General features: G+C 69.8%; 18 protein-coding genes. 7 read left to right on the top strand and 11 right to left on the bottom strand.

What is annotated here, in order from left to right:
• Nucleotides 1–22: 22 nt before the first annotated feature.
• Genes G6N49_RS01230 through G6N49_RS01220 form a run of 3 tightly spaced genes read left to right on the top strand, consistent with a single transcriptional unit; the run spans nucleotide 23 to nucleotide 2,826 of the window.
• Nucleotides 23–793: an SDR family NAD(P)-dependent oxidoreductase gene (locus G6N49_RS01230; RefSeq protein ID WP_011856691.1), complete on the top strand. Its 771-nt coding sequence runs from the start codon at nucleotides 23–25 to the stop codon at nucleotides 791–793.
• Nucleotides 794–1,618 carry an SDR family NAD(P)-dependent oxidoreductase gene (locus G6N49_RS01225; protein WP_011856692.1) on the top strand — a complete coding sequence of 275 codons (825 nt, stop codon included), beginning with the start codon at nucleotides 794–796 and terminating at the stop codon, nucleotides 1,616–1,618.
• A 29-nt stretch (nucleotides 1,619–1,647) separates the two neighbouring features.
• Entirely contained in the window at nucleotides 1,648–2,826 is a 1,179-nt protein-coding gene (locus G6N49_RS01220; RefSeq protein WP_041925371.1) for an AI-2E family transporter, read from the top strand.
• Here G6N49_RS01220 and G6N49_RS01215 read toward each other — a convergent pair.
• Nucleotides 2,801–3,634, bottom strand: a complete 834-nt coding sequence (locus G6N49_RS01215; protein WP_011856694.1) for a dienelactone hydrolase family protein — start codon at nucleotides 3,632–3,634, stop codon at nucleotides 2,801–2,803. The two genes, G6N49_RS01220 and G6N49_RS01215, sit on opposite strands and share 26 nt — an antisense overlap.
• A 4-nt stretch (nucleotides 3,635–3,638) precedes the next feature.
• Complete coding sequence (locus tag G6N49_RS01210) at nucleotides 3,639–4,298, bottom strand: DUF4245 domain-containing protein (protein ID WP_011856695.1); 660 nt, start codon at nucleotides 4,296–4,298, stop codon at nucleotides 3,639–3,641.
• 54 nt (nucleotides 4,299–4,352) lie between these two features.
• On the opposite strand from G6N49_RS01210, the gene glpX reads away from it, so the two are divergent.
• Nucleotides 4,353–5,414: a class II fructose-bisphosphatase gene (gene glpX / locus G6N49_RS01205; protein ID WP_064872885.1), complete on the top strand. Its 1,062-nt coding sequence runs from the start codon at nucleotides 4,353–4,355 to the stop codon at nucleotides 5,412–5,414.
• An 18-nt stretch (nucleotides 5,415–5,432) separates the two neighbouring features.
• Nucleotides 5,433–6,854: a class II fumarate hydratase gene (locus tag G6N49_RS01200; protein WP_011856697.1), complete on the top strand. Its 1,422-nt coding sequence runs from the start codon at nucleotides 5,433–5,435 to the stop codon at nucleotides 6,852–6,854.
• 48 nt (nucleotides 6,855–6,902) lie between these two features.
• Here the strand turns inward: G6N49_RS01200 and G6N49_RS01195 are convergent, their stop codons facing one another.
• Nucleotides 6,903–7,979 (bottom strand): NAD-dependent epimerase/dehydratase family protein, encoded by a 1,077-nt coding sequence (locus G6N49_RS01195; protein WP_011561501.1) that lies wholly within the window; start codon nucleotides 7,977–7,979, stop codon nucleotides 6,903–6,905.
• A 92-nt stretch (nucleotides 7,980–8,071) separates the two neighbouring features.
• On the opposite strand from G6N49_RS01195, the gene G6N49_RS01190 reads away from it, so the two are divergent.
• Complete coding sequence (locus G6N49_RS01190) at nucleotides 8,072–9,028, top strand: Acg family FMN-binding oxidoreductase (RefSeq protein WP_083045223.1); 957 nt, start codon at nucleotides 8,072–8,074, stop codon at nucleotides 9,026–9,028.
• On the opposite strand, the gene G6N49_RS01185 is transcribed toward G6N49_RS01190, so the two are convergent.
• From G6N49_RS01185 to G6N49_RS01150, 8 genes are all read right to left on the bottom strand, one after another.
• Nucleotides 9,029–10,735, bottom strand: coding sequence for a sensor histidine kinase (locus G6N49_RS01185; protein WP_083045224.1), 1,707 nt, complete (start codon nucleotides 10,733–10,735; stop codon nucleotides 9,029–9,031). It abuts the gene before it with no gap.
• 9 nt (nucleotides 10,736–10,744) lie between these two features.
• On the bottom strand, nucleotides 10,745–11,392 hold the full coding sequence (gene dosR / locus G6N49_RS01180; RefSeq protein WP_011768347.1) for a hypoxia response regulator transcription factor DosR/DevR: 648 nt from the start codon (nucleotides 11,390–11,392) through the stop codon (nucleotides 10,745–10,747).
• A gap of 11 nt (nucleotides 11,393–11,403) precedes the next feature.
• The gene (locus G6N49_RS01175; protein WP_083045225.1) at nucleotides 11,404–12,189 is read right to left on the bottom strand and encodes a universal stress protein; all 786 of its coding nucleotides are present in this window, start codon (nucleotides 12,187–12,189) and stop codon (nucleotides 11,404–11,406) included.
• 9 nt (nucleotides 12,190–12,198) lie between these two features.
• The gene (locus G6N49_RS01170; protein ID WP_083045226.1) at nucleotides 12,199–13,176 is read right to left on the bottom strand and encodes an Acg family FMN-binding oxidoreductase; all 978 of its coding nucleotides are present in this window, start codon (nucleotides 13,174–13,176) and stop codon (nucleotides 12,199–12,201) included.
• Nucleotides 13,177–13,282: 106 nt separating this feature from the next.
• Nucleotides 13,283–14,596, bottom strand: coding sequence for an RNA 5'-3' helicase PhoH2 (locus G6N49_RS01165; RefSeq protein WP_041310288.1), 1,314 nt, complete (start codon nucleotides 14,594–14,596; stop codon nucleotides 13,283–13,285).
• Nucleotides 14,597–14,796: 200 nt separating this feature from the next.
• On the bottom strand, nucleotides 14,797–15,624 hold the full coding sequence (locus G6N49_RS01160; protein WP_083045629.1) for an acyl-ACP desaturase: 828 nt from the start codon (nucleotides 15,622–15,624) through the stop codon (nucleotides 14,797–14,799).
• Nucleotides 15,625–15,679: 55 nt separating this feature from the next.
• On the bottom strand, nucleotides 15,680–17,158 hold the full coding sequence (locus G6N49_RS01155; RefSeq protein WP_011561509.1) for a glycine hydroxymethyltransferase: 1,479 nt from the start codon (nucleotides 17,156–17,158) through the stop codon (nucleotides 15,680–15,682).
• 119 nt (nucleotides 17,159–17,277) lie between these two features.
• On the bottom strand, nucleotides 17,278–18,519 hold the full coding sequence (locus G6N49_RS01150; RefSeq protein WP_083045630.1) for a DUF885 domain-containing protein: 1,242 nt from the start codon (nucleotides 18,517–18,519) through the stop codon (nucleotides 17,278–17,280).
• Between the two features lie 65 nt (nucleotides 18,520–18,584).
• On the opposite strand from G6N49_RS01150, the gene coaA reads away from it, so the two are divergent.
• On the top strand, nucleotides 18,585–19,523 hold the full coding sequence (gene coaA, locus G6N49_RS01145) for a type I pantothenate kinase (protein WP_011561511.1): 939 nt from the start codon (nucleotides 18,585–18,587) through the stop codon (nucleotides 19,521–19,523).
• The last annotated feature ends 22 nt before the right edge of the window (nucleotides 19,524–19,545 follow it).

The raw sequence follows: 19,545 nt of genomic DNA, 5'->3' as shown, positions 1-19,545 counted from the left end.
CCTGAAACCTGTTCTAGTTTGAGTGATTGTGACCATCAACCGCAACGCCGTCGTGATCGGCGCCGCCTCGGGTATCGGCTGGGCGACCGCCCGGGCGCTGGCCGCCGACGGTTTCCGCATCGTCCTGGCCGACCGCAACGCCGACGGCGCCCGTGAGCGTGCCGCCACCCTCGGCGAACCCCACACATCGGCCTACGCCGACGTCACCGACGAGGCGTCGGTGCAGCGCGTCTTCGACCAGACCGGCCCCCTCGACGCGGTGGTGAACTGCGCCGGGTTCAGCAACGTCGGCCTCATCACCGACATGCCGGTCGACCAGTTCCGCGAGGTCGTCGACGTCTGCCTGACCGGAGGCTTCGTCGTCGCCAAACACGCCGGCAGGCAGCTTCGCGAAGGTGGTGTGCTGGTGCAGATCTCGTCGCTCAACGGCCGCCAGCCGGCCTCCGGGATGAGCGCGTACTGCGCCGCCAAGGCCGGCCTCTCGATGCTGACCCAGGTGGCGGCGCTGGAGATGGCGCCGCGCGGCATCCGGGTCAACGCCGTCGCCCCCGGCTTCGTGCACACGCCGCTGACCGATCCCGCGGCCAGCGTGCCGGGTGTGGTCGAGGAGTACCTCGAGAACACCCCGCTCGGCCGGGCCGGGCAACCCGAGGACGTCGCCGCCGCGGTGGCGTTCCTTTGTTCACCCGGTGCCTCGTGGATGACCGGGGAGGTACTCGACCTCAACGGCGGGGCCCACCTCAAGAGGTATCCCGACATCCTCAGCCACGTCATGAAACTCGCGGGGGCATAAATGGACTTCGCGGGCAGGCAGGCGATCGTCACCGGCGCCGGTTCGGGCATCGGCGCCGCACTGTGCCGGGCACTGGTGGCGGCCGGGGCCGAGGTGCTGTGCACCGACATCGACGCCGACGCCGCCGAGGCGACCGCGCGTGGGCTCGGCGCCCGCTGGTCTCCCTTGGACGTCACCGACGCCGCCGCGGTGCAGCGGACCGTCGACGAGGTGGTGGCGCGCGCCGGTCGACTGGACCTGATGTTCAACAACGCGGGTATCTCCTGGGGCGGTGACACCGAACTGCTGACCCTCGACCAGTGGAACGCGATCATCGACATCAACATCCGCGGCGTGGTGCACGGAGTCGCCGCGGCGTACCCCCAGATGATCCGCCAGGGGCACGGCCACATCGTCAACACCGCCTCGATGGCGGGCCTCACCGCCGCGGGCCTGATCACCAGCTATGTGATGACCAAACACGCGGTCGTCGGCCTGTCACTGGCGCTGCGCTCGGAGGCCGTCGCACACGGTGTGGGGGTGCTCGCCGTCTGCCCGGCCGCGGTCGAGACGCCGATCCTCGACAAGGGCGCCGTCGGCGGGTTCGTCGGTCGCGACTATTACCTGCAGGGCCAGCGGGTCAAGGCCCCCTACGACGCCGACCGGCTGGCGCGCGACACCCTGCGCGCCGTGCAGCGCAACAAGGCCGTGCTGGTCAAACCCCGGCAGGCCCACGCCGCATGGGTTTTCGCGAGGCTCGCGCCCGGGCTGATGCAGCGGATGGCCGCGCGGTTCGTCGCCGAACAGCGGGCCGGGCAGCGGGCACAGACCGTCGGCACCGGGTAGACCGCGTGTCCGACGACGTGTCCGGTGATGTGGAAACCGGTTTCACCACCACCCAGAAGCGTGCGCTCAGCGTGGTCACGCTGCTGGCCGTGGCGTTCGGGGCCTACTTCCTGCGCGGGTTCTTCATCCTGATCGTTGTCGCCGCCGTCGGCGCGTATCTGTTCGCCCCGCTCTACGAGCGGCTGCGGCGCCGCTTCGGCACCGGGCTGTCGGCGACGCTGACGCTGTTGGCGGCCATGCTGACGGTGATCATCCCGGCCACCCTGGTGGTGTTCCTGGCGATCGTGCAGATCACCCAGATGGTCACCACCGTCAACCAGTGGATGGCGACCACCGATGTCAGCACCCTGGGTGACCGGGCGATGACGTTCGCCAACGACCTCATCGAGAAGGTGCCCTTCCTCGACTTCCGGCTCACCCCGGACACACTGCGCGACGGTGTGGTCACGGTGTCGCAGCGCGTGGGCGAATGGCTGCTCGGGGTGTTGCAGGGTGCGGTCGGGGGCGTGCTCGGCGCGCTCGCGGCCACCGTGATCTTTCTCTACGTGTTCATCTCGCTGCTGGTGAACCGGGACAAGATCCGCACGCTGATCCGCAGGCTCAACCCCCTCGGCGAGGACATCACCGACCTGTACCTGGCCAAGACCGGGGCGATGGTGAAAGGGACCGTCAAGGGTCAGTTCGTCATCGCGCTGTGCCAGGGCGTCGCCGGCGCCATATCGATCTATGTCGCCGGTTTCCACGACGGCTTCTTCTTCTTCGCCATCGTGCTCAGCGCGCTGTCGGTGATCCCGCTCGGCAGCGGGATCCTGAGCATTCCGTTCGGAATCGGCATGGCGTTGTTCGGCAACGTGATCGGCGGGGTGTTCGTGGTCGCGTTCCACCTGCTCGTCGTCACGAACATCGACAACGTCCTGCGTCCGATGCTGGTGCCCAAGGCGGCCCGCCTCGACCCGGCGCTGATGCTGCTCGCCGTGTTCTCCGGCATCGCGATGTTCGGCTTCTGGGGCATCGTGCTGGGGCCGGTGCTGATGATCATCATCGTCACGACGATCAGCGTGTACCTCGCGGTCTACAAAGGTGTCCCGCTGTTGAAGGACGAGGACGTCGAGACGAGACCGCCCGGCAAACCGGCGTGGGTGCGCGCGATCACGAACCTGGTGCGCCGCCGCAGGCCGGTGGCTACGCCTCGACCAGCCGCTGAGTGAGGAATTCGACGACGCGCTTGCGGGCCTCGTAGGCGGGGTGGCCGTCGACCTCGCGGATCTGGTCGGTCAGCACCGAATGCGCGGTCGGCGAGATTCCGTGCGGATTCCCCTTGGCGGAGTCGATCTCGATGACCTCGAACGCATCGCCCAACCGCGCCTTGAGCGTCTCGAACCGCTCGGCCGGCGACATCCAGTCCTTGCTGAAGCGCAGGGCCAGCGCGCACAGCCCGTCCTCGGCGGCACGCCGCTCGATGGTCCGCAGTTCACCTTCGGACAGGCCGGGGTCGCGTTTGTGCTTGGGCGTGACCGGCAGCGGCAGCGACGGCTGGCTGAGCACCGGCGCGAGCACGCTGTCGTCGACGGCGGCGGCCAGCGCGAAGCCGCCGGTGAAGCACTGCCCGATGACGCCGACGCCCTTGCCCGGGGTGCGGGCGTTGAGGTCGCGGGCCAGGGCCCGCAGGTAGTGCGCCACCGGGCGGTCGGCGTTGGTGGCGAACGCGGCGAACTCCTTCGACACGCAGCCCTTGAGCAGGACGGGCAGCGCGCCGGGTCCGAGCGGGGGTTTCATCGGCGTGCCGAACAGCGAAGGTGCGGCGACGGTGAACCCGTTGTCGACCAGGTGGTTGCCCAGCGCCAGCACGTGCGGGTGCAGCCCGGGCATCTCGGGGATGAGGACGACACCGGGTCCGTCGCCCTTGCGGTACACGTCGTGGGTGTAGCCGGCGGCGGTGAAGGGTTCGGCGGTCCAGCCGCTCAGGTCTGCGGCCGGAGCCGCCCCGGCGGCGACATCGGGGTTGCGTGCGGTCATGCGCCTACCTCGGGGTCAGTGGCTGCTGCTTCTGGGTCGCGGCGGCCAACGTGCGGTACTCGTCGGTGCTGCCCGCCCCGGTGATCGCGATCTGTACGTTGCCGGGCAGCCGTGTGGTCCACACGGGCTCCACCCCTTCGCCGCCCTGATAGACCACCCAGCTCACGCCGTCGACATCCTGTGCACCGGCCGGGATGAGGCCGGGGCTGATGGACTCGACGAGTTTGTCCTCGTCGGCGTTGCTCTGGGTGAGGCTCAGGTACTTACCGCTCGGCGCCAGGTAGCCCACCCGCGAGACCACCGCACGCGTGGGCGCCCCGGTGCCGGGGTCGGCGGCGCCGCCCTCGATGCCCGACCGGCCGCCGGAGTTCGACCGCCAACCGTCGGGCAGCGCGGGCAGCCGGATCGGGATCTTCAGTGCGTCGGCGTCGGCCTGCAGCGCCGACGCCGCGTCGTGGGCCGGTGCAGGACCCTCCGTCGGGCCGCGGCCCTGGAACGAGCACATCCCGAGCAGACCCGCCAGCACGACACACGCCACCACCAGCGGGGCGAGCGACCAGAACATGTCCCGGCCGTCCTGCAGCACCCGCGGTTTGGCCTCCTTGGGCGCCGGCCCGGACCACTCCTGCGGGGGCGGTTCCGGCTGGCCGGGGTCGACGGTCATGACAGCCAGTATCCCAGCCTCCCGACGGTGATCGGCTTCTGGGACAATCTGCGCATGCCAGCTGACCCTGATGCTCTTCGCGCAAGCAGCTCATCGCGCCGCAGAGAAGCCCCCGACCGCAACCTCGCCCTCGAACTCGTCCGCGTCACCGAGGCCGGCGCCATGGCGGCGGGCCGCTGGGTGGGGCGCGGGGACAAGGAGGGCGGCGACGGCGCAGCGGTCGACGCGATGCGCGAACTGGTCAACTCGGTGTCGATGCGCGGCGTCGTGGTGATCGGCGAGGGCGAGAAGGACAACGCGCCGATGCTCTACAACGGCGAGGAGGTCGGCAACGGCGACGGGCCGGACTGCGACTTCGCCGTCGACCCCATCGACGGCACCACGCTGATGAGCAAGGGCATGCCGAACGCGATCTCGGTGCTCGCCGTGGCCGAGCGCGGCGCGATGTTCGACCCGTCGGCGGTGTTCTACATGAACAAGATCGCCGTCGGTCCGGACGCCGTCGACGCCATCGACATCACCGCGCCGATCGGCGAGAACGTGCGCGCCGTGGCCAAGGTCAAGGGGCTGTCGGTGCGCGACGTGACGGTCTGCATCCTCGACCGGCCGCGTCACGAACAGCTCATCGCCGACGTCCGCGACGCCGGCGCCCGCATCCGGCTGATCTCCGACGGTGACGTCGCGGGTGCGATCTCGGCGTGCCGGCCGAATTCGGGTACCGACATGCTGGCCGGTATCGGCGGCACCCCCGAGGGCATCATCACCGCCGCCGCCATCCGCTGTATGGGCGGCGCCATCCACGCCCAGCTCGCCCCCAAGGACGACGAGGAACGCCAGAAGGCCATCGACGCCGGCCACGACATCGATCGCGTCCTCAAGACCGAGGATCTGGTGTCGGGCGAGAACGTGTTCTTCTGCGCGACCGGCGTCACCGACGGCGACCTGCTGCAGGGTGTGCGCTACAGCGGCGGCGGGTGCACCACCCAGTCGATCGTGATGCGGTCGAAGTCCGGCACGGTCCGCATGATCGAGGCCTACCACCGGCTGTCCAAGCTCAACGAGTACTCCGCTGTCGACTTCACCGGCGACAGCAACGCCGCCTATCCCCTGCCGTAACCGATCAGAAGGGCATCCATGACCGCCGACAGCGCTGTCGACCAGAACACCGAGTACCGCATCGAACACGACACCATGGGCGAGGTCCGGGTGCCCAAGGATGCGCTGTGGCGGGCGCAGACCCAGCGCGCCGTCGAGAACTTCCCGATCTCGGGCCGCGGCCTCGAGCGCACCCAGATCCGCGCGCTGGGACTGCTCAAGGGCGCCTGCGCGCAGGTGAACAAGGATCTCGGCCTGCTCGCTCCCGAAAAGGCGGATGCGATCATCGCCGCGGCCGCCGAGATCGCCGACGGGCGTCACGACGACCAGTTCCCGATCGACGTGTTCCAGACCGGTTCGGGCACCAGCTCGAACATGAACACCAACGAGGTCATCGCCTCGATCGCGGCGGCGAACGGCGTGACCGTCCACCCCAACGACGACGTGAACATGTCGCAGAGCTCCAACGACACGTTCCCGACGGCCACTCACATCGCGGCGACGGAAGCCGCTGTGCGCCACCTGATCCCGGCGCTCGAGGTGCTGCACGAATCGCTGGCCGGCAAGGCGCGGCAGTGGCGCACGGTCGTGAAGTCCGGCCGCACCCACCTGATGGACGCGGTGCCGGTGACGCTGGGCCAGGAGTTCGGCGGTTACGCCCGTCAGATCGAGGCCGGTATCGAACGGGTCAAGGCGACGCTGCCCCGACTGGGTGAGCTGGCCATCGGCGGTACCGCCGTCGGCACCGGGCTCAACGCGCCCGACGGTTTCGGCGCCAAGGTCGTCGAGGTGCTCGTCGACCAGACCGGTCTGGGCGAATTGACCACGGCCAAGGACTCTTTCGAGGCGCAGGCCGCCCGCGACGGGCTGGTCGAGGCGTCCGGCGCCCTGCGGGTGATCGCGGTGTCGCTGACCAAGATCGCCAACGACATCCGCTGGATGGGTTCGGGCCCGCTGACCGGCCTGGCCGAGATCCAGCTGCCGGATCTGCAGCCGGGCAGCTCGATCATGCCGGGCAAGGTGAATCCCGTTCTGCCCGAAGCCGTCACGCAGGTCGCCGCCCAGGTGGTCGGCAACGACGCCGCCGTCGCATGGGGTGGCGCGGCCGGCGCGTTCGAGCTCAACGTGTACATCCCGATGATGGCGCGCAACCTGCTCGAGTCGTTCAAGCTGCTGACCAACGTGTCGCGGCTGTTCGCCGAGCGGTGCATCGACGGCCTGGTCGCCAACGAGGAGCACATGCGTGAGCAGGCCGAGTCGTCGCCGTCGATCGTGACGCCGCTGAACTCGGCGATCGGTTACGAGGAGGCGGCCAAGGTCGCCAAGGAGGCGCTCAAGGAGAAGAAGACGATCCGCCAGACGGTCATCGACCGCGGGCTGATCGGCGACAAGCTCTCCGAGGAGGAACTCGACCGCCGCCTCGACGTGCTGGCGATGGCGAAGGTCAAGCAGGGCAAGTAGCGATTTCGGCGTGCGCGGTCGCGCTGGACGCGACTGCGCACGCCGAAATCACGGGACTTTGCGGTCGGTGATCGGGCCGGCGCGCAGATCCCGCAGCACGCTGGTCAGCGGGCCCCGGTAGGACAGCACCGGGCTCTCGGTGTCGGCGCAGTTCTTGAACCCCTCGCCCATGTCGACGAGGGCTTCGATCGACGTGCGGACCGGCTTCCAGCCGAGCTCCGACTGCGCGCGGCCGGTGTCGAGCAACGGCACGCTGAACGCCATGTCCAGCCAACCCTCGTCCATCGGTTGCAGCCGCGCCCGCCACGACAGCGCCACCGCCGGACGCAGCAGACTCGACGGCACGTGCACCGGATACGCACCGAGGGCCTCGGCGAGATCGTCACGGCGCACCGGGGGTTCGGCCATCAGGTTGAACGGTCCCGCAGCGCGGCGCTCGACGGTCCGGGCAATCGCGTCGGCGACGTCGTCGGCGTGGATGATCGGCACGACCAGGCCGCGGTCGAGCGGAAGCACCGGCAGGAACCGCAGCCACCGCGGCTCGATGAACGCGGGCAGCGTGTAACGACGCAAACCCCCTGCGGCGCTGCGCTGCACGATGAACCCGGGCCGCATCCGCGCGATCGTCAGACCGTCGCGGTGGCTGCGCTCGTAGTCGTCGAGCAGCGCCTCGGCGGCGGACTTCGCGCGGCTGTAGGGCGAGGTGTCGATACCCGCGGTCGACCAGGTCTCGTCGACGTACTGCCCGTAGCGCCCGGCGGCATAGGTGCCCACCGACGACATGTGCACCAGCTGGCCGACGCCGGCGACGTCGGCGGCGCGCAGCACCGCCCGGGTGCCCCCGACACCGACGGCGTCGAGGTACTGCACGTTGCGGGTCGGCTGGAACCCCCAGGCGAGGTGGACGACGGCGTCGGCGTCGCCCATCACGGCCTGCAGCCTGGTGGTGGCGTCGTGTTCGGCCAGGTCGAGCTGACGCCACTGCGCGGAGCGGTAGATGCCGGACTCGGGAGGCTTGCGGCGGGTCACCCCGGTGACGGTGTAGCCCCCGGCATCGGCGAGCCGCTGCAGCAGGGCGGTTCCGACGTTTCCGCTGGCTCCGGTGATCACGAGGCGTGTGGACATACTCGGGTGACTACCCGGCGTCTTCCCGATCAATCACGCGTTCGGGCCTTTGTGCCCTACCGACGCGCCGCCCGCCGCGTGAACCTGGGAGGGTGACCAGCTTTCCCGACGCGGACACGCTGCGGGCGGCACTGGCGTCGGCCGTGCGGGCCCCGTCCGTGCACAACAGCCAGCCGTGGCGCTGGCACGTCGGCGCCGACCGGCTGGATCTGTTCGCCGTACCCCGCCTGCATCTGCGTCACATCGACCCCGACGGTCGCGACTTCCTGCTCAGCTGTGGCGCGACGCTGCACCACGCCGTCGTCGCGCTCGCGGCGCTGGGCTGGCAGGCGCGGGTGCAGCGGTTCCCCGATCCGTCGGACACGAATCACCTTGCGGTGCTGACGCTTTCGCCGCAGGCACCGACCAGTCAGGAGCTGGCGCTCGCCGCGGCCATCCCGCGCCGCCGCACCGACCGCCGACGCTACAGCAGCCGTGAGGTCTCCCCCGCCGACATCGCCGTGATGGGGGCACGCGCAGCCCGGTTCGGAGTGTCGCTGCGCCGGGTGGAGTCGCTGACCGGTCTGCGCGCCGCGGTGGACCTGGCGGTACGCGAACACCTGCACGACGACGCCTATCTGCGCGAGCTCACCGCGTGGACCGGCAGGCACGGGTCGGTGGCCGGGGTGCCCGCGACCAACATTCCGCCCGCCGACACCGCCGCGGCGGTACCGCCACGGGTGTTCGCCGGCACCGCCATGGCGCAGCCGTCGGGCTCCGCCGACGATGCCGACAATGCGGCGGTGCTGGCCCTGGGCACCCGCGACGACGATGCGCCGGCCCGGTTGCGCGCCGGGGAGGCCACCAGCGTCGTCCTGCTCACGGCGACGTCGATCGGACTGGCCAGCTGCCCGGTCACCGAACCGCTGGAGATCGCCGCGACCCGGGCGACGTTGCGCGAGGAGATCTTCGAAGTGCAGGCGCATCCGCAGATGCTGCTGCGCGTCGGCTGGCTGCCCCGCGACGCGGTCGCACTGCCCGCCACCCCGCGCCGCCCGCTGCCGGACTGATCACGCCAGAGGAGCACACCACCGCAGCAGCGTTCCGCCGCCGGCGCTCTCACCGAGGGTCAACGTGCCGCCGGCGTCCTCGGCCCTCGCGCGCAGGTTGCCCAGGCCGCTCTCGGTGATCGACCCGTCGATGCCGCAGCCGTTGTCGGCCACCTCGATGCACAGGTCGTCGGCGACGGTGACCCGCACCGTCAACTCGGTCGCCCTGGCGTGCCGGACGGCGTTGCTGACCGCTTCGCGCACCACCGCCTCGGCATGGTCGGCCAGCGTCGCGCCGACCACCGACAGCGGTCCGACGAACTGCGCGGTGGTGTGCAACCCGGCGCCGGCGAACTGCCCGATCGCCTCGTCGAGGCGTTGGCGCAGGCGGGTCGCGCCGGACGAACCGCCGTGGAGGTCGAAGATCGTGGTGCGGATCTCCTGGATCACCGCCTGGAGGTCGTCGACGTTGCCCGCCAACCGCTGCTGCACGTCGGCGTCGCGCACCCGGGCCAAGGTGCCCTGCAGCGACAGACCGACCGCGAACAGCCGTTGGATGACGTGGTCGTGCAGGTCGCGGGCGATGCGGTCGCGGTCGGTGAGGATCTCGAGTTCCTGCATGCGACGCTGCGAACTCGCCAGCTGCCATGCCAGCGCCATCTGGTCGGCGAACGCGGCCGTCACGTCGAGTTGTTCGGCGGTGAACTCCTGGGCGCCGGGAACCCGCGCCGCCACCAGCACACCGGCGACCGTGTCGGCGGCGCGAAGCGGAAGCACAAGGGCCGCACCGCATTCCGCCGATCCCAGGGTGAGCCGGTCCACCCGCACCGGGGTGCGCTTGCGGAACGCCAGCCCGATCGGGGATTCGTCGAGCGCGACGGTGACCGCGGCACCGGTGAACATTCCCGCGGACTCGACCACCACCAGGTCGTGGACCTGGTCGGGTGGGGCCTCGGTGTCGCCGGGCACCGCGACCAGCGTGCCGTCCGCGCCGGTGAGCGTCAGCGCCTGATCGACCACCCTGCGGAACACGGTGGCCGGGCTGGCTCCGGAGAGCATCTCGGTGGCGATGTCGCGCGTCGCGGCGATCCACGCCTGCCGCGCCCTGGCCTGTTCGTAGAGCCGGGCGTTGTCGATGGCGATACCCGCCGCGGCGGCGAGCGCCTGCACGAGCACCTCGTCCTCCTCGGTGAACGGCTGCCCGCCGACCTTGTCGGTCAGGTAGAGGTTGCCGTACACCTCGTCGCGGATCCGCACCGGCACACCGAGAAACGTCCGCATCGGCGGATGGTTGGCCGGGAACCCGACCGACGCGCTGTGGTGGCGGATGTCGTCGAGCCGGATCGGGCGCGGATCGTCGATGAGCACGCCGAGCACGCCGCGCCCCTCGGGGAGGTGCCCGATCAGGTCGCGGGTGCCGTCGTCGATGCCCTCGTAGATGAATTGGACGAGATCGTGGCCGTGCCCGCGCACCCCGAGCGCGCCGTAGCGGGCATCGACGAGCTGGATGGCGGTGTGCACGATGGTGCGCAGTGTGACGTCGAGTTCGAGGCCCGCCGTGACGACGAGCATCGCGTCGACCAGGCCGTCGAGGCGGTCGCGGCCCTCGACGATCATCTCGATGCGGTCCTGCACCTCGGTGAGCAGTTCGCGCAGCCGCAGCCCCGACAGCGTGTCGCGCAGCGGACCCGGCCCGCGCGGCTCGTCGGGACCGATCGGCTCGGTCATCCCGCCAACCTAGCTGTCACGCTGCCCGGGGCGGTCGAGCTTCGATACGAACACCGCGGCCTGGGTGCGCCGCTCCATCCCCAGTTTGGCCAGCAGCCGGGACACGTAGTTCTTGACCGTCTTCTCGGCCAGGAACATCCGCGCGGCGATCTGCTTGTTGGTCAGACCCTCCCCGAGCAGGTCGAGCAGCACCCGCTCCTGGGCGGACAGTCCCGAGAGCGGATCGGAGCGTTCGACGTCGCCGCGCAGCTTGGACATCAGCGCCGCCGCGGCGCGGTTGTCCAGCAGCGAACGGCCGGCCCCGACGTCCTTGATCGCCTGCGCCAACTCCATCCCCTTGATGTCCTTGACGACGAATCCGCTGGCCCCGGCCAGGATCGCATCGAGCATCGCCTCGTCGGAGGTGAACGAAGTCAGCATCAGGCACCGCAGGTCGGGCAGCCGGGACAGCAGGTCGCGGCACAGTTCGATGCCGTTACCGTCGGGCAGCCGCACGTCGAGGACCGCGACGTCGGGTTGCAGGGTGGGGATGCGGGCCAGCGCCGAGGCCACCGAGTCGGCCTCGCCCACCACGTCCAGTTCGGGATCGGCGCTCAGCAGGTCTATGAGCCCGCGACGCACCACCTCGTGATCGTCGACGAGAAAGACCCTGACCATGGTCGACAGTCTCACAACCGATGCTGCCGATGGCAAGTGAGCAGCGTGCATCCGGCCTCCCGCAGCACCGACCGTCCGCGCGGGTCGGTGAACTCGCCTGGGCCGCGCGCTCTTTCAGCACCGACGACGACGAGCTGCACCCGGCCTGCGTCACCGGCCAGAAAGTCCACAACCCCGTCGTCGCTGGTCAACAGGTCGATCTCGAGATCGGGATGGCGTCGTCGCCAGCCGTCCAGGGTGCGGGCCGCCGGCGCTCGCGCCGACTCCGAGCCCGGCGTCAACACCCGTAGCGGAACGCGGCGCAGCAGCGCCTCGTCGACCGCATGGCGCAGCACGGCGCCGCTGTCGGACCAGTCCTCGACCTCGGCCAGGACGTAGCCGTCGGTGTTGTGGCGCACCAGCGCCACCGGGCAGTGCGCCGAACGCGCCAGCGTGGCGGCGGTGGAGCCGATACGGCCCGGGATGGCGTCCTGTAGACCGACCGCGCCGACGCACACCAGCGCCGCCGACCGGGACGCCGACGCAAGTGCCCGCACAGCGCTGTCCTGCACGATCTCCACCTCGATGCGAACCGGACGCTCGGTCGCCTGGATGGCGGTGAACACATCGCGCACGGCGAGGTCCGCGATGGCGAGTCCACGCGCCGCCGCCGCGACATCGTGGTCGGCCGGTTCGATGGCGTACAGCAGCCGCAGCGGGGTGTCGCGGCCGACCGCCGCGTCGACCGCCCACAGCGCCGCGTCCAGTGCGGCCCGGGATCCGTCGATGCCGACGACCACCGGGTGACGCTCTGTCATGGCGGCCTCCTAACCGAACTGCAGGACCTCCTCGAGGGCCCTGCGTGGCGTGGGCGGGGGCACCTGTTCGATCGCGGGTGCCAGCCCGATGCGTATCAGTACCTGTGGCCGCGCCTCCCGCTCGAGCAATCCGCCGACGAGCGCGCGACTGGACTCCAGTTCGGTGACGTGGGTGACGGTGCAGGTGGCCAGCCCGGCCATGGTGGCCTCGAGCAGCACCGCGGACATCGCCTCACCGCTGCGCAGCGCGTCGAGGCGGTCGTCGCCATCGGTGGACAGCACGACGATGGTGGCGCGGTCCTCGTCGATGGCCGCGCGCCGCTCCGCGCCCCGGGTGACGGGGAAGCTCCGGCCGAGGTCGACCCGTTCGCTCTCTTCGGCGGACACCAGCGCACTCTGCGGGATACCCGCGCTGATCTCGAACGGCGCCGTCCACCAACTGAGTTCGGCGTGGTACGACGAGTCGTAGAGGCGCAGGGCCTCGGTCATGTGAGAGGTCTCGGCGAGCCGGGGGCGGGCGTGGTCGGCCAGCACGTCGAGTTGGACGTCGGCCTCCAGGCGGGTGCGCATCCACTGTTCGAAGGACTCCCAGGCCGGCGCGGCCGCCATCGGGAGACGGTCGGTGCGGCGCAACAGGATCGCGTCGGCACGCCGCCGGTGGGCCTCGGTGACGAAGTCCATCGACGTCACGGTGACCGTCGCCAGGTGGTCGCGGTGGTTCGGGTCCGGCAGCCGGTCGACGTGGGCGGCAAATCCCGCGGCCGCCAACGCGACCCGAAGATGGTGAAGTACCGCGCCGCAACTGATCACGGCCTCGCGGCCGGAACTGTCCGCCGAGAACATCAGCCGCGCGGGGTCGAGGAACAGCTTCAGCCCGTCGGTGTCGACGACCCAGCGCCAGGGTTGGCTGTTGTGCAATGACGGCGCACGGCAAGCCAATTGGACAGCGCCCCGGATGACCTCGCTATCGACCATGGTGTCCGACATGACTCCAGCATGGCCGACACCGAAGCAACTGCCTAGGGCCTTAGGTCCTGTGATTTCGGCGTGGTTGGTCGCGCTGGGCGCGACCAACCACGCCGAAATCACCACGTCACGGCAGCGCGCCGGGGCTGATCTCCTCGAGCATCTCGGTGACCAGTGCGGCGATCGGCGAGCGTTCGCTGCGCTGCAGGGTGATGTGGGCGAACAGCGGGTGGCCCTTGAGCTTCTCGATCACCGCCGCCACGCCGTCGTGACGCCCGACCCGCAGGTTGTCGCGCTGGGCGACGTCGTGGGTGAGCACCACCCGCGAACCGGCGCCCAGGCGGGACAGCACCGTCAACAGGACGTTGCGCTCCAGCGACTGCGCCTCGTCGACGATCACGAACGAATCGTGCAGCGAGCGACCGCGAATGTGGGTGAGCGGCAACACTTCGAGCATTCCGCGCGCGAGCACCTCTTCGAGCACCGCGGGGCTGGCCAGCCCTTCGAGGGTGTCGAAGACGGCTTGCGCCCACGGACCCATCTTGTCGCTCTCGCTGCCCGGCAGGTAGCCCAGATCCTGTCCGCCGACGGCGTAGAGCGGGCGGAACACCACCACCTTGCGCTGGGTGCGCCGCTCGAGCACCGCCTCGAGGCCCGCGCACAGCGCCAGCGCCGATTTACCGGTGCCCGCCTTACCGCCGAGTGAGACGATGCCCACCGATTCGTCCTGCAGCAGGTCGAGGGCGACGCGTTGTTCGGCGGACCTTCCCCGGAGGCCGAACACTTCGCGATCACCCCGCACCAACTGCACGCGCTTGGCGGCGTTGACCCGCCCGAGTGCGTGCGAGCTACCGCCCAACAGCCGAACGCCGGTGTGGCACGGCAGATCCCGCGCCGCGGCCAGATCGATCTCACCGTCGGCGAACAGCGCGTCGACCTCGTCGGTCGTCACGTCGATCTCGTCCATGCCGGTCCAGCCGGACACCACGACGTCCTGGGCGTGGTACTCGTCGGCGGTCAGCCCGACGGCACCGGCCTTGACGCGCAGCGGGATGTCCTTGCTGACCAGCGTGACGCATTTCCCCTCGGCGGCGAGATTCGCTGCGACGGTGAGGATCCGGGCGTCATTGCTGTCGTTCCGGAAGCCGGCGGGCAGCACCGACGGGTCGCTGTGGTTCAGCTCGACGTGCAGCGTCCCGCCTTCGGAGCCAACGGGTATCGGCTGATCGAGGCGACCGTGTTCGAGGCGGAGGTCGTCGAACAGGCGCAACGCCTGCCGGGCGAACCAGCCCAACTCGTGGTGGTGCCGTTTGGCTTCCAATTCACTGATGACCACCAGCGGGACGACCACCTCGTGCTCGGCGAACCGCGTTGTTGCCCAGGGATCGGACAGCAATACGGAGGTGTCGAGCACGTAGGTCCGGAGAGGCGAATCGGTCACGTAGCGCTCCTGGTATCCGCGGGTCCCCCGCGAACCTGTCGGCGGACACTGCGGCACCAGGGCCGGGGCCGGCCCTCTCGTGATCGCAACGATCGGGTACCGCCCGGACAGCAGAGCAATTCGCTAGCCATCGGAGCCGACGCTACTCCCGTCGCAGGGACTGCGCCGCGCAGGCGCGCCGGTGTGTGGCGCGCGCCAGGTTAAGCGTTCGTGAACTCCTGCAACACCGGTTCACCGGACAGTTCCCAGGCGCTGATCCGGTCGGAGATGACCTTGCGCAACTGGGCCTCGTCGAAGATGCCGTGTTCGGCCATCGCGGCCACCTTGTCCTGGTAGGCGTCGATGTCACCGCCGACCACCCCGAGTTCGCGGGCCCGCGCGGCGATCGCCGCCACGGTCTCGTCGCGGTGGGTCTGCAGGCAGTGCGCGACCAGGTTGGCGAAGAACACCTCGTGGCGCTCCTCGTCGGCGGCGACCCGGCCGACCAGTCCCTTGAGGACCGGCTCGGCGATCTGCGCCTCGAGGTTGCGGGTGAACACGGCGTGGGACCGCTCGAAGAACGCCATGAACACCAGCGTCTCGATCTGGCTGAAGCGGTCGGCGCGGTAGCCCTTCATGACGTGCTCGACGCGCACGTCCTCGTTGGCGACCGGGTCCACCTCGCGGGTGACGACCAGGTAGTTGCGCAGCGCGACGGCATGCAGATGTTCCTCGGCGGTCCAGCGGCCGATCCAACGGCCCCACTTCTCCTCGAGGATGAAGTGCTCGACGAGTTCGCGGTGGTAGCCGGCGAGGTTGTCCTTGGTGATCAACAGGATCTCGAGCGCGTCGGTGACGTGTTTGGGCAGCGTCACCTGCGACGGGTCCCAGTCCCGACCGCCGAGGAACGCGAAGTTCTCGCCCTGGTCGAACGGCACGTAGTCGTGCGCGAACCAGAGGTCCTCGGAGTCGAGGTGGCGACGCAGTTCGTCCTTGACGACCGGCTCCAGCTCGAGGGTCAGCGCGTTAGGGACAGGTTTCTGTGCCATGCGGTTACAGTAACCCAATCCTGTGGGAATCGTAAAATTCCCGCGGCGCGTCGCGTCAGAGCGTGAGACCCGGATACAGCGGGTTGGCGTCGAGCATCTCCGCCGACGCCGCGTGGACGCGTTCGGCGGTGCCGTCGGCCAGCGTGTACTTGGCCTTGGAGAACCCAGTGGGTCCGGTCGAATTGGGCTGGGTGTTGTTCAGCACGTCGACGACCAGTTCGGCGACCCGGTCGAACTCCGCGGCGCCGAAGCCGCGGGTGGTCAGTGCCGGGGTGCCGAATCGGATGCCGCTGGTGTACCAGGCGCCGTTGGGGTCGGCCGGGATCGAGTTGCGGTTGGTCACGACGCCGGCGTCGAGCAGCGCCGACTCGGCCTGCCGGCCGGTCAGACCGAAGCTCGTCACGTCGAGCAGCACGATGTGGTTGTCGGTGCCGCCGGTGACCAGCCGGGCGCCCCGCTTGAGGAAACCCTCGGCGAGCGATTTGGCGTTGTCGGCGACGCGCTGGGCGTAGGCCTGGAACGACGGCTGACGCGCCTCGGCGAGCGCGACCGCCTTGGCGGCCATGACGTGCGAGAGCGGACCGCCGAGCACCATCGGGCAGCCCTTGTCGACGGCGTCGGAGTACTCGGGTTGGGCCAGCACCAGACCGCCGCGCGGGCCGCGCAGCGATTTGTGCGTGGTGGTGGTGACGACGTGGGCGTGCGGCACCGGATCCTCGTCACCGGTGAAGACCTTGCCGGCGACCAGACCGGCGAAGTGGGCCATGTCGACCATCAGGGTGGCGCCGACCTCGTCGGCGATCTCGCGGAGCTTGGCGAAGTTCACCCGGCGCGGGTAGGCGGAGTAGCCGCCGACGAGGATCAGCGGTTTGAACTCGCGGGCGGCGGCTGCGAGCTTGTCGTAGTCGAGCAGCCCGGTCTCCGGATCGGTGCCGTAGCTGCGCTGGTGGAACATCTTGCCGCTGATGTTGGGGCGGAAGCCGTGGGTGAGGTGCCCGCCGGCGTCGAGCGACATGCCGAGCAGCCGCTGGTTGCCGAGCTTGTTGCGCAGGCTCTCCCAGTCCGCCTCGGACAGGTCGTTGACGTGTTTGGCGCCGAGTTCGGCCAGTCCGGGCGCCTCGACGCGGGTGGCCAGGATGGCCCAGAAGGCGACCAGGTTGGCGTCGATGCCGGAGTGCGGCTGGGCGTAGGCGTAGGGCGCGCCGAACAGTTCGCGGGCGTGTTCGGCGGCGACGCTCTCGACGACGTCGACGTTCTGGCAGCCCGCGTAGAACCGGTGGCCGATGGTGCCCTCGGCGTATTTGTCACTCAGCCAGGTGCCCATGGTCAGCAGCACGGCCGGGGAGGCGTAGTTCTCGCTGGCGATCAGCTTGAGTGAATCCCGTTGATCGGCCAGCTCTTTGCGGGTGGCCGCCGCGATCCGGGGTTCGACGGACTCGATGACCTGGAGCGCGGCCTGGTAGGCCGTGCTCGCGGTGGCGGCGTACTCGGCGCCCGGAGCGGCCGCCGACGAGGTCACGGAGTCTGCAGTCATGCTGTCGAGCGTAATCGCGCAGGGCGCCGGGGCAGAAATCGCCCGCCATCTGCGCCGAGTGTGCGAACTGATACGCCCCACCCCGCGTGTCGCGGATGAAATCGCACACTCGGCGAAAGTCAGGCCACGCGCAACGCCGACGGGATCAACGGCTCGTCGAGCAGCCGGCCGAACCGCTCGGTCAGCCCGACCCCGGCGGGCCGCGCGTCGAGCCATCCCCGCAGCAGGCGGTACCCCTCGACGTAGGTGCTGGTGTACGCCCGCCACAGCGGCGACGACAGGAACCGCAGCATCTGCCGCGCCCGGTCGTCGTCGACCAGCAGCCACCGCTTGAGGAACGCCACGACGTCGTCGACCGGGCGGTGTTCGTCGTGCAGCATGATCGCCGCGTCCTGACGCACGTCGGCCAGCGCCGTCGTCGCCGCCGACACCGCCTCGGCGCGCGCCCCGTCGAACCGCAGCCCGAGGTCGGCGTAGATCTCCGCGGCCCAGCTCCCCCAGCCGTGCCCATCCCCCGTCGCTTCGCTCGCCCTGTCCCCCATCGCCGCGTACAGCGCCAGATCCGCCAGCCCCTCTGCCATCAGGCACTGCGGCGTGTTGACCAGGAAGATCGTCTGCTCGGCCTGGCCCTTACCGTCGACCAGCCCGAATTCCTTGCGGCAGTGCTCGGTGTGGTGACCCGGATACGACTCGTGGGCGACCAGTCGCGGCAGGTTGGCCATCTGCTGTTTGAGGTCGGCGTTCACCGCGACCGTCGACCGGTAGTTGCCCAGGTAGTAGTTGAACCCCGACCACGGTTTGTCGGTGACGACCTCGTAGGTGATGGTCTCGGTGTCGGGCAGCGGATACGTCGCCCGCACCCGGTCGCGCAGCGCGCTGGAGAACGCGTGGATGCACTCCTCGAGACGCTCGGGCGGGATCTCGTCGGCGGTGCGGTGCGCCTGGATCCGCTCGGCCAGCGGTCCACTGCCGCCGAGCGCCTCGTCCAGCGCGACATGCGCCTGCCGATAGGCCTCCGGATCGCCCTTGGTGATCCGCACGTCGAAGTACGCCTCGACTTCGTCGACGAACCCGACGTCCTCACCGGCGAACTTCCGGCCCGCCAGCGCCAGCGCCCGCAGGTGCGCGGCCAGGTAGTCGGCGCGCGCCTCGTCGAATCCGCCGGTACGCGGGGTGTCGGGCACCGCGGCCAGCAGCCGGTCGGCCTGGCGGGCGAGATCGGCGGGGTCGGGTGCGGGCTCGTCGGCCACCGCGCCCCGCAGCGCGGGGTCACCGGTGAAGGAGTCGACGTAGCCGTCCTCGACGCGGTCGAAGCGCAGACCGAGGAGCAGATATTCGCGGATCAGGGTGTCGGGCTCCATGCCCGCAACGCTAATCTCCTCGCCCCAGGCGTTCACCCCGGAGCCCGTACTGCAAGACTGATCCCATGGCGCGGCTGAGCGAACCGAGCCCCTACGTGGAGTTCGACCGCACCCAGTGGCGTGCGCTCCGGATGTCTACGCCGCTGAAACTGACCGAGGACGAGCTCAAGAAGCTCCGCGGTCTCGGCGAGAAACTCGACCTCCTCGAGGTCGAGGAGGTCTACCTCCCGCTGGCCCGGCTGATCCACCTGCAGGTGGCCGCCCGGCAACGGTTGTTCGCCGCGACGTCGGAGTTCCTCGGCGAACCGCAGCAGAACCCCGACCGGCCGGTCCCGTTCATCATCGGCGTCGCGGGCAGTGTGGCCGTCGGCAAGTCCACCACCGCTCGTGTGCTGCAGGCGCTGTTGGCGCGGTGGGGTAACCACGCCCGCGTCGACCTGGTCACCACCGACGGGTTCCTCTACCCGAATGCGGAGTTGGGCCGCCGGAACATCATGCACCGCAAGGGTTTTCCGGAGAGCTATGACCGCAGGGCGTTGATGCGCTTCGTCACCGCGGTGAAGTCCGGCGCCGATTACGCCTGCGCGCCGGTGTATTCACACCTGCTCTACGACATCGTGCCCGGCGAGAAGCAGGTGATCCGTCATCCCGACATCCTGATCCTCGAGGGTCTCAACGTGCTGCAGACCGGCCCGGCGCTGATGGTCTCGGACCTGTTCGACTTCTCGGTCTACGTCGACGCGCGCCTCGAGGACATCGAGGGCTGGTACATCTCGCGGTTCCTGACGATGCGGTCGACGGCGTTCGCCGATCCGGCGTCGCACTTCCATCACTACGCGACGCTGACCGACGAACAGGCCGTCTTCGCTGCCCGCGACATCTGGCATTCGATCAACCGGCCGAACCTGATCGAGAACATCCTGCCGACCCGGCCGCGGGCGACGCTGGTGCTGCGCAAGGACGCCGACCACGCGATCAACCGGTTGCGCCTGCGCAAGCTCTGACTCACCGCCCCCCGCGAGCAGA

This window comes from Mycolicibacterium monacense (genome assembly GCF_010731575.1).
GTDB classification, from domain to species: domain Bacteria; phylum Actinomycetota; class Actinomycetes; order Mycobacteriales; family Mycobacteriaceae; genus Mycobacterium; species Mycobacterium monacense.
This window is presented reverse-complemented; position numbering and strand designations above follow the sequence as displayed.

Coding starts and splice junctions, on each gene's coding strand:
- G6N49_RS01185 (WP_083045224.1), bottom strand. CDS start 10,735: ATGACCGAGCCGATCGGTCCCGACGAGCCGCGCGGGCCGGGTCCGCTG.
- coaA (WP_011561511.1), top strand. CDS start 18,585: ATGGCGCGGCTGAGCGAACCGAGCCCCTACGTGGAGTTCGACCGCACC.
- G6N49_RS01155 (WP_011561509.1), bottom strand. CDS start 17,158: ATGACTGCAGACTCCGTGACCTCGTCGGCGGCCGCTCCGGGCGCCGAG.
- G6N49_RS01195 (WP_011561501.1), bottom strand. CDS start 7,979: ATGTCCACACGCCTCGTGATCACCGGAGCCAGCGGAAACGTCGGAACC.
- G6N49_RS01175 (WP_083045225.1), bottom strand. CDS start 12,189: ATGACAGAGCGTCACCCGGTGGTCGTCGGCATCGACGGATCCCGGGCC.
- G6N49_RS01150 (WP_083045630.1), bottom strand. CDS start 18,519: ATGGAGCCCGACACCCTGATCCGCGAATATCTGCTCCTCGGTCTGCGC.
- glpX (WP_064872885.1), top strand. CDS start 4,353: ATGCCAGCTGACCCTGATGCTCTTCGCGCAAGCAGCTCATCGCGCCGC.
- dosR (WP_011768347.1), bottom strand. CDS start 11,392: ATGGTCAGGGTCTTTCTCGTCGACGATCACGAGGTGGTGCGTCGCGGG.
- G6N49_RS01170 (WP_083045226.1), bottom strand. CDS start 13,176: ATGTCGGACACCATGGTCGATAGCGAGGTCATCCGGGGCGCTGTCCAA.
- G6N49_RS01215 (WP_011856694.1), bottom strand. CDS start 3,634: ATGACCGCACGCAACCCCGATGTCGCCGCCGGGGCGGCTCCGGCCGCA.
- G6N49_RS01210 (WP_011856695.1), bottom strand. CDS start 4,298: ATGACCGTCGACCCCGGCCAGCCGGAACCGCCCCCGCAGGAGTGGTCC.
- G6N49_RS01200 (WP_011856697.1), top strand. CDS start 5,433: ATGACCGCCGACAGCGCTGTCGACCAGAACACCGAGTACCGCATCGAA.
- G6N49_RS01160 (WP_083045629.1), bottom strand. CDS start 15,624: ATGGCACAGAAACCTGTCCCTAACGCGCTGACCCTCGAGCTGGAGCCG.
- G6N49_RS01225 (WP_011856692.1), top strand. CDS start 794: ATGGACTTCGCGGGCAGGCAGGCGATCGTCACCGGCGCCGGTTCGGGC.